At 35.0% G+C, this 14,271-nt stretch carries 10 protein-coding genes; 6 read left to right on the top strand and 4 right to left on the bottom strand.

Translation table 11 applies throughout. From position 1 onward, the window contains the following. Positions 1–318 precede the first annotated feature (318 nt). The 3 genes from AC2A1G_RS19800 to AC2A1G_RS19790 all read left to right on the top strand — a co-directional run bounded on the left by AC2A1G_RS19800 (position 319) and on the right by AC2A1G_RS19790 (position 3,175). Positions 319–933, top strand: coding sequence for a DUF3575 domain-containing protein (locus AC2A1G_RS19800; RefSeq protein ID WP_484048608.1), 615 nt, complete (start codon positions 319–321; stop codon positions 931–933). A gap of 336 nt (positions 934–1,269) precedes the next feature. Next, positions 1,270–1,821 (top strand): sugar transferase, encoded by a 552-nt coding sequence (locus AC2A1G_RS19795; protein ID WP_484048607.1) that lies wholly within the window; start codon positions 1,270–1,272, stop codon positions 1,819–1,821. A gap of 217 nt (positions 1,822–2,038) precedes the next feature. Continuing rightward, positions 2,039–3,175: a DegT/DnrJ/EryC1/StrS family aminotransferase gene (locus AC2A1G_RS19790; RefSeq protein ID WP_484048606.1), complete on the top strand. Its 1,137-nt coding sequence runs from the start codon at positions 2,039–2,041 to the stop codon at positions 3,173–3,175. A 283-nt stretch (positions 3,176–3,458) separates the two neighbouring features. Here AC2A1G_RS19790 and AC2A1G_RS19785 read toward each other — a convergent pair whose 3' ends face one another. Beyond that, positions 3,459–4,115: a hypothetical protein gene (locus AC2A1G_RS19785; RefSeq protein ID WP_484048605.1), complete on the bottom strand. Its 657-nt coding sequence runs from the start codon at positions 4,113–4,115 to the stop codon at positions 3,459–3,461. Between the two features lie 26 nt (positions 4,116–4,141). Further along, a complete protein-coding gene (locus AC2A1G_RS19780; RefSeq protein ID WP_484048604.1) occupies positions 4,142–7,567 on the bottom strand; it encodes a hypothetical protein in 3,426 nt (1,141 codons plus the stop codon). A 606-nt stretch (positions 7,568–8,173) separates the two neighbouring features. On the opposite strand from AC2A1G_RS19780, the gene AC2A1G_RS19775 reads away from it, so the two are divergent. Both AC2A1G_RS19775 and AC2A1G_RS19770 read left to right on the top strand, forming a co-directional pair. Beyond that, a complete protein-coding gene (locus tag AC2A1G_RS19775; RefSeq protein WP_484048603.1) occupies positions 8,174–8,743 on the top strand; it encodes a Crp/Fnr family transcriptional regulator in 570 nt (189 codons plus the stop codon). A gap of 255 nt (positions 8,744–8,998) precedes the next feature. After that, positions 8,999–9,196, top strand: coding sequence for a hypothetical protein (locus AC2A1G_RS19770; protein WP_484048602.1), 198 nt, complete (start codon positions 8,999–9,001; stop codon positions 9,194–9,196). Between the two features lie 263 nt (positions 9,197–9,459). Here the strand turns inward: AC2A1G_RS19770 and AC2A1G_RS19765 are convergent, their stop codons facing one another. Next, complete coding sequence (locus AC2A1G_RS19765; RefSeq protein WP_484048601.1) at positions 9,460–12,054, bottom strand: M1 family metallopeptidase; 2,595 nt, start codon at positions 12,052–12,054, stop codon at positions 9,460–9,462. 653 nt (positions 12,055–12,707) lie between these two features. Next, complete coding sequence (locus tag AC2A1G_RS19760; protein ID WP_484048600.1) at positions 12,708–13,193, bottom strand: hypothetical protein; 486 nt, start codon at positions 13,191–13,193, stop codon at positions 12,708–12,710. Positions 13,194–13,459: 266 nt separating this feature from the next. Here AC2A1G_RS19760 and AC2A1G_RS19755 point away from each other — a divergent pair, with 266 nt between their 5' ends. After that, positions 13,460–13,972: a hypothetical protein gene (locus AC2A1G_RS19755; RefSeq protein WP_484048599.1), complete on the top strand. Its 513-nt coding sequence runs from the start codon at positions 13,460–13,462 to the stop codon at positions 13,970–13,972. The last annotated feature ends 299 nt before the right edge of the window (positions 13,973–14,271 follow it).

The following is a 14,271-nucleotide window of genomic DNA, read 5'->3' as shown; positions in this document are numbered from 1 at the left end:
AATTCTTTAGATAATCTGGAAACTCTTCAGTTTTATAAAAAAGTAAATCAAAAACAACCATTTTGTCATCCTGAGCTTGACTAGGGATTTTTTGAAGAAATAAACTTTGTCAAAAAAAGCGGTTCTTAAAGTGAGGAAAATTACTCCCTTTAGGGTTGGGGTAAATAATTTTACTCAATTGTTTTCACGGTCATCCTGAGCTTGTCGAAGGAAGGGGCGGGGTAAATAATTTTACTCAATTCTTATCACTCTCACCCTGAGCCTGTCGAAAGGCACTTCAACTAAATATTAAAAAAAACACAAAAAAATAAGTATTTAATGAAACATAAAATAATAGCCTTGGCCATCATTTTACAGGCAGGCTTTCTAAAAGCACAGACAGAAATAAAAGCCAATACCGTATTTCTTCCTTTTGGAATTGTAAATGTAGCATCAGAACAATCTCTTACTAAAAATATCACTATACAGGAAGAACTCTTCATCTCACCATGGAAATCTTTTTCAGGAAAACACCTTCAGATTTACATGGCAACACTGGAAGGAAGGTACTATTTCAAAGAGTCTATGAAAAAATGGTACGTCGGTGCTTATCTTTCATTGGCAAACTTCAACCTTCAGAAATGGAACTATTGGAACGCAATGGTTGCTTTGGATGAAAACAATCAGCCTATAATTCTTGCAGACGGCTCTGTAAGAATCACAGAAGGATACCAAAAGGGTTATTCTTTCATTTTCGGAATCAGTGGTGGCTATCACTTTACCATCAATCAAAAGTTAGGATTGGATATCTTTGCGGGCATCGGATCATCACAAGGCTTATACAAAGGCTACTATAAAGATAATAACGAAAGATCAGACAGAGCCCACGGCTGGAATAAAAGCGGTGAAATCATCCCAACAAGAGGAGGCCTGATGCTGACCTACAAACTGTAACACCAGTAGGATAGCACAATCACATTCCCCTCCCATGGAGGGGTGGCTCAGCCCAACGGGCAGAGACGGGGTGGTTATAATAGATCTTTGCTTCAATCAGCATCACATTCAACCCTTCTTTAGTTCGCACTCTGAAAAGAAATTTGGCGGATTTATTTTATTAAAATAATCTAAGTTAATTTTTGTTGACATTAGACTTGTGCCTTACTTCACGTATTTTAATGCTAAAAAAATGTAATTTTGCACCAGCTGAAAATAAGCTCCCTTCTGTGTAGATTGAATGTCTGCGCAAACAATAAAAATTAAAACCAATTATTTTAAAACCTTAACAAATATATGATACGCCTGTTTGATTTTCTTTTCTCCTTCTTTGGATTGCTGTTTCTTTGGCCGGTTGGTGTAATTCTTTACATCATTGGATTATTTGATACGGGTTCACCCATTTTTGTACAGGAAAGGGTGGGGCGTGATAAAAAGCCGTTTAAGCTTTTCAAATTCCGTACAATGCCCGTGAATACAAAATCGGTGGCAACACACTTGTCAAAAGACATCACCATTACAAAATTCGGGAGTTTCCTGCGCAAATCAAAACTGGATGAGCTGCCACAACTCGTCAACGTTTTAATCGGAGATATGAGTTTGGTAGGTCCAAGACCGAACCTGTATAACCAGACAGAATTGATTGAAGAAAGAGATAAAAGGGGCGTTTATAAAGCAGTTCCGGGAATTACGGGTTTGGCACAAATCAACGAAATTGATATGTCAACACCTGTTAAACTTGCAGAAAAAGATGCCGAAATGCTTTCAAATTTAACCACTTCAGATTATTTCAGATATATCTTTGCTACAGTTGGCGGTAAAGGACAGGGCGACAGAATTCAAAGCTGATTTTATTCTGAAGATCCTAAACATCAACAATCATAATAAAGAACTTAATGGTCTTATTTAAATGTTAACGGCTCTGTGAGCCTTAGAAACACATAAACCATAAAAAATCTCTGCGTACTTTGTGTTCAAAGTATCCAATATCGTTAAAAAAGGACATTCATAAATTTTTATGTTTGCTTTAGATAATCTAAATTTACTTTCTTAGAAAAACACTTGAATGAAAGATAAAATATGGCTTTCACCACCCCATCTTACAGGTAAAGAAATAGAATTTATTGAAGACGCATTTCAGAAGAATTGGGTAACCACCATGGGTGAAAATGTCAATGAATTTGAATTTGCACTTGAATCTTTTCTTAAGAATAATGTGAAAGTCACTGCTTTAAATTCTGCTACATCAGCAATACATCTGGCATTGGTTATGCTGGGCGTTTCAGCTGCTGACGAAGTAATTACTCCTGCATTGTCATTCGTTGCCTCAGCAAATCCCATTACCTATTGCGGTGCAACCCCCATATTCATAGATTCAGAAAGCGACACCTGGAATATGTGCCCAATCGCTCTCGAAGAAGCCATCACAGATAGGATCTCAAAAGGTAAGAAGCCAAAAGCAATCATTGTAGTCCATCTGTACGGCATGCCGGCAAAAATGGATCAGATCACTGCAATTGCAAGTAAATATGAAATTCCTGTTATTGAAGATGCTGCCGAAGCACTGGGTTCTCTATACAGAGGAAAGCCATGCGGAACTTTCGGAACTTTCGGAATTTTGTCTTTCAACGGAAATAAAATCATTACCACTTCAGGAGGTGGAGCCTTGGTGTGCCACTCTCAGGAAGATAAAAATAAAGCAGTTTTCCTCTCCACGCAGGCAAGGGATAACGCACCACATTATCAGCATTCGCAGATTGGTTTCAATTATCGAATGAGCAATATCATCGCAGGAATAGGCCGCGGACAAATGGAAGTTTTAAATGACAGAGTAGTTGCACGCAGAAAAATGCATGAGTTCTACGTGGAAATTTTCAGGGATATTGCTGGTGTTGAGGTGTTCTCTGAACCTACAGATGATTATTTTTCAAATCATTGGTTATCTGTAATTGAAATTGATGAAAGTATTGCCGGCAAAAACAGGGAAGGTCTACGTCTGGCATTTCTTGAGGACCACATCGAATCCCGCCCACTCTGGAAACCAATGCATTTACAACCGGTTTTTAAATATTCTCCATACTACGGTAAAAAAGTATCAGAAACATTATTCGAAAACGGACTTTGCCTTCCATCGGGCTCTAACCTGACGGATGAAGACAGAGACAGAATTGCAAAAGTAATCAGGAATTTTTTCGGAATTTAAATTTACATTAAACGAATAGATGTACTGATTTTGTGTCCAGTTAAAGTTAAGCATAAAACCTTAATTTTAACCTCTGAAACGGGTGCAAAAAATTTATGATCCTGCTTTTAAAACCAAACCCTGTCAGCTTGGCAAAGAGCGAAATGATATAAATGAATTTGAAATTGTGACACGAGAATCGCTCCGCAAACTTCAAAATACGATTACTTTGACAACAAAAAAAATACGAAAAGAGGGTAGCTATTTTGCTACCCTCATCTTTATATACAGTATTCAATTTTTTTTATGGTTTCCAAAAAGACCAAACTGTTCCGTTATAGACCGCTAATTGTTTCTTCACCGTATCATAAGCAATCATTCCAGGTGCAGGATTTTGAATGGTGAGATGTGGGCTTGCAACCTTGGGTAAAACCATTGCTTTGTTTGTATCTGTAAGTACCAAAATACCTGTAGTAGTATCCGTTTCAGCGTTGCTGCCGATTGCTACTTTGGCGCCTTCCTGTTCTTGATTGCTGTCCTGCAATGAAGAATCGACATTAGTAAATGCATTAACTGTAACTGTATTATTCGATGCATCTTTCATTATTAATGGAAATGCAGGAGCTCCTGTTAAATCTATCCATTGTGATGGGTTCTTATATTTTATTTTTTTGTCAGATAAATCAAAAATAATTGTTCCGTTGTCGACATTATTTTGCATCCCGCTGTAGCCTTCACCCGTAGCTGGATTGTATGGTATAGGATTGTTCGGTACTGTAGAAACCCAAGGCAAAACCATTCCTTTATCGTTATCAGGAGCGTCGTAAAATTCCAGTGAAATATTAGGGTTTGGAGTGATACCATCCGCTAATTTGCTTAAATTTTCTTTGCCAATTGCTACTTGTCCATTTAAGTTTGATAGTATTATGACTGCTATTAATAAATGTATTTTTGTGATCATTTTTATCATTTTTATCAAGATTTAAGTTAATCAGGGCAGGTTTGAGTGGTTATCGTATGCCATTGTAATATAGTTTCACCATCTTTCAGCGTATAAATCTTCAACGAAGCTGCTTCCTCATCATAAACCAGCATACCTTCTATTGGATGAGTAATATTGGCGAGGGCTGCGGTTGTAGGTATTCTGTTAACAATAAAACCTTTGGATTTAGATTCTAAGGCCGTCCAGGCTCCTTTTCTAACCATAGGCCAATTTCCGTTTTCTGATCCGGCTCTCGATAATGAGGTGATACCGTGACTTACTGATGAGCCCACTCCCGTATTGTTGGCTGGTTTATAACATGCTCCACTTACAACGATGTTTACTGTAGCCGAATTACATGTTGTTAAGTTGTTACTGTCACATATACTGTAAACAAAAGTATACGTTCCTGATGCTACGCCTGACGACACATTAATGATTCCTGTAGATGTGTCAATGGTAATTCCAGGATCTGTACTTGTAACAGGGGAAATCGTAACATTTGATGGGCTTGCAGCTGCTCCGTTAACAACGTCATTGGAAAGGACTGAGGTCGCACTGCTGCTTCCCGCTAAGATTTGAAAATTATCATCTGTTGCTGTGATACAGTTGAAACCAGTCCCGATAGCTGTAGATGTATCAATAAATACTTTGTGTACATTCACTAAGTTAATCACACTAACGACAGGAATTAGTGTTAGTTGTATTTCATCAAAATCTTTTGTAGTATAAAAACCAATGTTTTTTTGTCCTGCTGATATAGGATAGAGTAGCGATAAATCTAATAGACTGGAACCGGTGCTGGTTTCTTGTAAAACACCGTCAAGGTAGGTGGTTACCTGAATAAAGTTTAATAAATTTAGATTTAAAAGAACAACGTCCTGCGAAATGGTAAATCCAGCGAATGAGCCTTTTGGAAAAGTACTGATTGGATCGAGGACACTGATATCAACAGCTCCTAATGCGCCTACGGTTGTATACAGCTTGGCTTTATTTGTATCGTTAGCGTCAATTAAATTCTGTGCATCTTCCACTTTGCATTGTATGCAGGCAACGCCTTGCACACCGGTTTTATTATAATTGATAATTACCGGCAGCTCAGGGTTTTTAAGTACATAAATGTTGTTGCAGTTGATAACCGGAGCACATCCTTTAAAAACAATAAACTTATATACTTTTGTTGTTCCAAGATTTACTGCAACTAAACTGTTTATTGTCAATCTCACTTCGTTAAAAACTTTCGTAGAAAGCAGTCCTATTGTATTTTTCCCCTGAGATCCTAATAAATCAGTATTAAGACCAACGAGTAATCCACTGCCAGAGATACTTTCCTGAAAAACCCCGTCATTGTATGTAGAAATACTCACATTATCTAAAAGACTAAGATTTAACAGTTGAGTGTTTTCGATTTCAAATCCTGCAAAAGTTCCAATTTCAAATTTTGATAAGGCTTTTTTTACAGCTATGGTGCCCGAACTACCTACACCAGCTGTAACGGTAATAGTTGCAAAACTGTTTGGGTCATTGTCTATGATCAATCCCGGAGAACTAACGGTTCCTACTGCGACTGTACCGGAAATCCCTGATGCTGCTGAATTAATCGCTACAGGATAGTTTTGTTCTGAATAATCTACGTACACATTACATGGCAGAGGAGCCCCTTCACAAAATCTCTTTACAACAAACCTTAAAACATTTGTCGTCCCAAGATTTACCGCAACTAAACTATTAATGGTTAGACGCACTTCATCAAATTCCTGAGTAGAAATCAATCCTACAATTTGTTTTCCTGAAGTACTCAAAAGATCTGTTTTAAGTCCAACCAATAATCCACCTCCTGAAATACTTTCCTGAAATACTCCATCTTTATAAGTAGAGACCACAATGTTATCTAAAAGGCCGAGGTTTAACAGTTGAGTGTTTTCTATTTCAAATCCTGCAAAAGTTCCGGCGTTAAAATTTGAAAGCGCTTTCTTTACGGCTATTGTTCCAGAAGTTCCTACACCTGCTACTACAGTGATTGTTGCAAAATTTGTAGAATTATTGTCAATGATAGCTTCCGGAGTGGTAACGGAAGATCCAACAGCGAGGACGCCTGAAATCTTGGTTTCTGCAGAATTGATTGTTATTGGATAATCCGGCTCTGTATAATCAATATATACATTGCAGGGTAGTGAAGGTCCTTCACAAAACCTCTTCATGATTACATTATATACTCTCGTACTTCCTAAATTTACTGTTGAAGATTGATGTATTTGAACTTCATCAAAAGGCAAGGATGTTATAAACCCTATGTTAGTGGGAGCGTTAAAATTCAATAATCCGACATTTAACAATAAAGCATTTCCAGATATAGATTGTTGCTGTACACCGCCCAGATAGGTCACTATCGAAGTGTCATTCAACAAATCTAAACTTAATAAGGTTTGATTTTGAATCCTAAAACCTACAAATGTTTCTGCAGGATAAACGGTCATTTCGTTTTTTACAGAAAGATAGGCTGCTGATAGAGCAACCGGAGCGAGGGTGGCATAGTTAGTTAGATCAGCATCGATAACATTTTGGGCAGCTGATACAGATCCAATTCCCGTGGCGCCTGTGGCATTTTCGTTGATTATTACTGGATACGACGGTCTGGTAATATTGGTTAATGTACTGCATGTCAGCACTGGGCCTGCACATTTTTTTGATAAAAAAGCGTGGTAAACATTAATACTGCTCGCAACTCCAACACCTTCAGTATATTCTAATTTTACTTCGTCAAAACTTTCGCTTGTAGTGAATCCAATATTAAAGATACCTGTACCTAAAAGTGAACTGCTATTGACTGTATGCTCCTCTTTCATAGTTCCGCCTTGGTAGGTGATAATTTTTAAGGTTACTCCACTAATACCGGATAATGAAATTCTGTATCCAGCATAAGTTCCCGCAGTATAGGAACTTACGATGTCTTTAACTGAAATGAATTTAGTTGATCCTACTGAAATTAATGATGATGTTGATGCGGAATTTGTAACGTTCGAATCTAAAACAGATCCCAAATTGTTCCAATTAGTATTGTTGTGAGTGCTGACGGTTAGATTATTGCCAAAAGTTGAATTGATCCATGGTGTATCAGTATTACAAATGACATCATCCATACCAAAAGCTGACACTGCATTTACGCTATTGCTTTTAGAAGAATATGCCGGCTCGTTACCAATAATTGATTTCGGATCAGTATAATCTTTTTTAGATAAATTAGCAGATTCACTGCTGTTTTTTTCTGAATTGATTTTATCAGCAGTTGAGTGATGTACTGATACCAACGGACTTCTTTTAGATAAAGTAAGAGCTTTTGTTTCGCTTGATGAGGTGTATCTCATTGGTTCTCTTGAATAAAAGAAAACACAATACACCAGTGTTACCAAAATGATCAGTTTGTTTTTCATGTTTAGTTTAAATAATAGTTTTCCTTCCTCTGATCTTGTGAACAGGGCTTAATAAATTGTAAAATTTGCTTGTTTAAAAGAGTTGATTAGATGTTGAAGCTTTCAGTCTTAAAAGGTTTTTAGTATTAATATTATGTGATGTTGGGTAATTTGTATTTATTACGAGAATTTATTTTATTATAGAATTTTATTTTTTCTTAAAAAAAATTTCTTTAAAGCAAAAAGAACTAAATCCAAACAGGATTTATTAGGTTTAGTGTACGTTTTTTCTCTGGAAACAAAGTGTAATTTTCTTATTTTACTACTGTCCCATAAGAAAATAATGAAAAGCGCTGGATAATATTTATTTCCTTAAGTAAGGAATAAATAATATAATGATTTTAACGAATATGTTTATATAAATGCATTTTTTTATAAAAAATACAGATTTCCATCATAGATATGTGATATTTATGTTGTTTTTATAATTATTTATTAGTTTTTATGAAATCCAAAATTATAAAAATTATACTTTATATCACTGAACTTGGGTTAATTTCTCTATTCCCACTTGTGCATTATATTGGAAAAGTAATATCTTGTGGTACTATTCAATTAAAACTATACATGAAAAACTTAAAATTATTATTAGACCAAAGCGGTTTGGATATTGAAAAAGACTGGAACTACTTTAAAAATTATATCAAGGAAAGAAACTTTACTAAAAATACAATAATAACAAAACAAAATGAAGTGGAGAATTATATCAATTTTATTTCTGAAGGTATCGGCAGGATCTACTACGATAGTGGTACTAAACAAACGACATTAAGTTTTGGTTTTGCAGGAGAATTTTTCAACTCTTATGAATCATTTCTCACTAGAACGCCTTCAAATTACGAAATTGATGCGGTGACCGACATGAAAGTATGGTCCATTAGTTTTGAGGATTTGGAGAAGGTTTATGAAAATACCGAAACAGCAGATATTATATCAAGAAGGATGGTCGCAGAAAAATACCTCCTTAAAGAAAGAAGAGAGTTTAATCTGTTGACCATGAGCCCGGAAGAACATTATAAGCATTTGATTGAAAAACATCCAATCTACATCCAAGAAATTCCACTTCATTACATTGCTTCTTTTATAGGGGTTACTCCACAGGCTTTAAGCAGAATAAGAAAAAGAGTAAAGTTTTGATTATTGAAGATTGTTACGTATGCAAACTTTTGAGACCACACCTTATGGCAACCATAAAATCGATATGATGGTAAAAGATTCTGATAATTACATATTTTATGAAATCAAAACCTATACTTGATACAGAACATCTATTAGAGAAGTATGATGACAGTTAGAGTATTCTTGCTGGATAGAAAGTTCAATTGTATACATGTGGGTAATAGTAAGTCAGAAGCTTGCAGATTTTGAGGATGCTAAAAATATGTTGCTTTCTTGAGTCAGCAATATAACAAAGACCTCAATAAAAACAATTTCTTTCTCATCGCTGATGAACCGAAACAAAATACTGCCGAACACAGGTTTTGGGAAGAAATGAAGGAGGTGCCATCCTTTGAAATGATTTCTTCTGACGAAGCAGAAAAGGTAGCTGAGGTAGTTGAAGAAACAAAAGCTTCTAAATTTCTGGAATAATTACTACTTATTTCGGCGCAAAAAAAAATCCCCTTCTTCGGAGGGGCGTCTTATTTCGCAGAAATAAGACGGGTGGTTTTTAAGCTATGCAATCTCTCAGGACTTTGATTAAGATATTTATAAACAATTTAATTACAAAGATAGGACACTTCGGAACGAAGAAATTTAATTTGAGACGTTATGATTGGTTCTTAATTTTTTGCACCTAAAATAATCTCCAAAGTCGGGAGACTTTGGAGAGCGGGAGAATGAATTGCGTAGAACTATTGCATGGACTGAGTTTTTATCTTCTTAAAATTCATAGCATTGAATATCTTCTGTGCGCGATAAAGGTCATCAGTTTCCTGAAGAATTTTTCTTTTTAAATTAGAATCGTAATCTCTATGATGATGGAAAAATAGATTTACTGTCTCTAAAGCGGTCTCGCTCTGATAGGTGCTGAAAGATGCATTAAGCCATTCTGTGGGAAAAAACACCCCTCCTTTTGCTCTTGTTTCTTCCAGCATTTCCAGGGTCTTCAGTAAATATTTTTCCGATTGATGAGATCTTAGAGGATGATGTAAATACCTCAATGCTTCAGGTATCCAATCTTTGTTTTTTTCGATGTTTTCAGTTAATGCTTTAAAGAAAGAATCACGAATTTCTGCATCTTCCGATAGAGTCGGAATCAAATATTTAAAACGCTCTTTACTATCTGAATCCTTAATATTGGCCAGTTGAGTTTTCAAAATGTATTCTGAGTTTGCGTGAGACCGGATAGCTAATTCTACAGCTAAAGCAGTTTGATCATCCTCAGATATTTTTCCATATGCTGCCTGTCCCGATTCCCATGCCGAAAATACTTGATTTATAGCTAGCTGACTTAGCGCAATTGATGAATAGAGTTGAAACAGTAATTTTTTTTTTGAATTTGAACCTGTTTTAGCAATAGCATTTTGAATATCGGTTTCCAATTCAGGTGATAAACTTTTACGTTTGTCAGGTAAAATAAACTGCCAGTAAATATTGACGAACTGTCGCTTTATTCTACTGAGAATTAATTCATCATCTTCTTCAGAAATGTTTTTGGAATGAAATTTAAGAAATTCTTCAGGTGATAAGAGATTTCCATCAAGTACATTTTCGTAAAGATTTATATATACTGATGCTCTCATTATGGGGTCTTTAATCATTCTGAAATTAGATAACACGTTTTTATCTACTGAAAACAGACCATAGCCATCACCAGCGGCGTTAAGAAGTATACATAATGGGGTCTTTAAACCTTCTGCATCGTGGAGAACCACTTTTCCTGCATGCATATCTACGGGCAATAATTTAATGTTATCCTTGTATACGAATGCTATCGAAAAAAACTGTTTCCAGATGCCGTGATTTTTAAATTCACTATTTTGATTAAGGATGAATTTTTTAACAGAATCATTTTCAGTATCAATGCTGTAATTGATGAATGGTCTACCTTCTTTATTAATCCAGTTATCATTCCAGTCTTCGATATTTGTAACGTTTTGATCTTGCAGTATTTTAATAAAGTCAGGCCAATCTGCATTACCATTTTGATAATTTGTAAGATATATTCGTACTGCTTTTTTAAAAAGATCCGCTCCAATTTTGCTTTCCAATTGTTTCATTGCAATCGGAGCTTTGTCATATATTATTTCTCCGTATAAAGATCCTGCCTGATTAAGATTGTTGAGCTCCTGACGTATAGGATGTGATCCTTTTGTTCTGTCAACATAGTAGGCAAGTGGATAGTGAGCAAGAAGAAATTTAAAATTATTGTTATTTTCGGGCATCTTATTCTCAATAAATTTATCTGCCATAAAATTGGCAAAAACCTCCTTCATCCATACATCATTAAACCATTTCATGGTAACTAGATTTCCAAACCACATATGGGATGTCTCATGCGCAATCACAGATGCACGATCTATTTTTTGTTGTAACGACGCATTTTTTTCAAGAAAGAGAATTGAAGACCTGTAATTAATAGCTCCCACATGCTCCATTCCTCCTGATTGAAAATCAGGGATTGCTATAAAATCAAATTTCCTGTATGGGTAGGGGATATCTGTGTATTCCTCAAGGAATTTCAGAGATTTATAATGCAAATCAAATATCTCATCAATATTGTTTTTTATTTTTTCACTATCGGATTCTCTGTAGTAAAAGTTAAGTTCTCTCTGGCCTTTTTTCATTGTTTTTTTTTCAAACTTACCGGCTACAATTGAGAAAAGATAGGTGCTGATTTTATCTGAGGTATCAAAATCAATCATCTTTTTTTTGTCTGATATTTCAGATTTTTTGACAGACCCATTGGATATGGCCTCCCAGTCAGTTGGTATCAATAAAGTCAGATCAAAATGTGCTTTAAGATCTGGTTGATCAAAACACGGGAAAAAAGTTCTTGCCTTATCAGGAACCAGAAAAGTATACATAAATTCAGACTTTCGGGTCAACGCTGTATTACCGGCAATCAGATTAATTTTTATAACATTAGTACCCTCTGCCAGTAAATCATTCGCAATGATGATATGCTCGTTTTCATAGATGATTTTTACAGATTTTCCATTTACTTCAATATTTTTTAAGTTACCGTAATTTTCCTGGAAATCAATACTCAAAGGATGTTTTGTGCTGTTCAGATCAAAATTTATTTCCTCAGCCACAGTGATATCGCTTGATGGATTTGAAGAAATATCCATAAGCAGCTTGTAACGCACATTGCTGACTGTCAGTTTTCTGGATTTAGCAAGTTCCAGGGATACGCCATTTTCATTTATCGTTACACCGTGACTGCTGTTGCAACACATCAGACTAAAGGCTAATAGCAGGTTTAGTAAATTTTTGATTCTCATAGTAATTAGTTGAATGTTTTTCTTTAACGGTTATCAGGATAAAGTTATGGATTTTACTTTATAGAAAGAGTGATCCAATCACAGCTACTGAAAATTTAGATAGTTTTCAGGTGTTGGTGTTTTCAGTTATGATCTAAAATAGCAAAGTGTCTGAATAAAATGTAGTAAATAAACTGACTGAAAGTGGTCGTCTTTTATGCTCGTTTTTTTACCTTTTACAGTGCAAATTTCTCCTTACTGCTGCCCCAAGTGTGATTCTAAAGGCAATCCTTGCGTGTGGCTTTTTCTTTAAAACACAAATCTGAAAAATGATTACAGATTCCCCTCCCTCGGAGGGGTGGATTATTTCGCAGAAATAAGACGGGGTGGTTTTCAAGCTGTGCAATCTCTCAGGACTTTGAGTAAGATAGTTATAAACGATTTAATTAAAAAGGTAGGAGAGTTCCGAACGCAGAGATGTAAGGTGAGAGATTATATGTTTATGAATAGTTTCTTATTTTATTGCACCTAAGATAAATTGCTGATAAAACAAAACTTCAAAGTTCGGAGATTTAAGAGAACGGGCACATTATAATAGTGTAAATTGTAGACGAAACAAAAAAAGGTTCGTCTTTTTCTTTAACCCTTTCAAGTTTCTTAGCACCAAACATTTTCTATTCATCACAAAGATCATATATCTTACTCACAAATTCAATGTTTTTTTCACGTTGGGAAGCCCATTTTTTTCGGTAATCCTTTTCGAAATTTTTGTATTCAGCACTTTGTCCTAGCTTGATCATTGGTTCATATATTGAATCTCTGAACTCTTCTTGGATATCACTTGAGTAATAATGCTTTAACAGTGAAGCATATGAATATTCTTTAATGTTCCATTCCTCTTTAGACAAACGGTAATCTTTTAGATATCCGCTATGCAATGAATCTTTATTATAAGCTGCTCTGTAAAGTTGGTATGTTAGATGTAATCTTCTTCCCAGATCTTTCGATATCTGATCATTAAGTTCAAGTTTTTTTTGGATGTTGTTTCTTTTTGCTTGGCGTTCTTCATTTATATACGAAGTCACCAACGCTGTTGTTGTAGATATTACAGCTCCAAGTACCACCATCATAATATCCTTCTTTATACTGCTTTCTTTCATTGGTTAGTAGTTTAAGTAAATTGATAAGCAAAGGAATTTAGATCTCAAGCACATAAAAAATGTTCTTTAGGAAAAACAAATTTAGACGAATCTGTCAATATCTAAAATCACCCTTTTGTGGTATTTTGAACATATGAATCTCTCCTTAAGTCATCACGTACTTGTGAAACTTCTTTTTATTATATATTTGAAAACTGATGTTAATCGGTTAATTGCGCATCAGATAAACTTAGTAAAGAGTTAGTAAACACACAAAAGCATTAATCATGAATGAACATTTTGATCATGTAGAACAACTAATTATCAAGGAATTTGAAGAGTTTCTGTCTGATGTAGAAACGCATGGTTTCTCAGGAGATTCTACATGGACTTTCCAGCTAAAAAAACGTATTGCACAATTAGGTGGCAGACTGGGGTATAAAGTTTCTGTAGGCGGATTGGGAGAAGATTTTGGTAGAGAATGGATGTACGACGTTGTTTGGTTCATTGAGGATAAAAATGAGGAAAGATGTCTGATTAAAGTCCCTTTGATTGTGGAAAGTGAATGGGATAAAAGGTACAGTGAAATAAAATATGATTTCGAAAAACTGTTGATGGGAAATGCAGAACGAAGATTATTAATTTGTCAGGCAAAAGGCAGCGAGATAGAAAACTTGTTTAGAAGGCTGGAGAATGCAATAGTCAAATTTCAGGAAAACAAAAACGACAGATTTTTGATTGCTATACTGAATTGTAACACTGATGATGAATTTCATTACAGGACATTTACTAAGCAGTAAAATACTAATTAGAAAAATTAAGATTTAAGTATCATTATAAACACAGATTTCTCAAACGATTACGATATGGCTTGCGTAAGAAAAAAAGTATTCCTAGGGCTTCAGCTATTTGTTATAATAATGAATGCTATTTTTTGCAATCTCAGTCTACAGCTTAGATTTTAAAATCTAAATTTTGTTTTTTACTATAAATATAAATAGTATTTACAATTTTTTTTTTATAAGTGACATTACACTTTGTAAACAACAAAATTGTAAGATTCCATTTCAGCAGTTCAGTTTTTACCATCTATTTAGAT

The sequence above is a fragment of the Chryseobacterium sp. HNCC26DJ240 genome (genome assembly GCF_057180485.1).
Note: the sequence above shows the minus strand (reverse complement) of the source record. Positions and strands in the feature narration are given on the sequence as shown.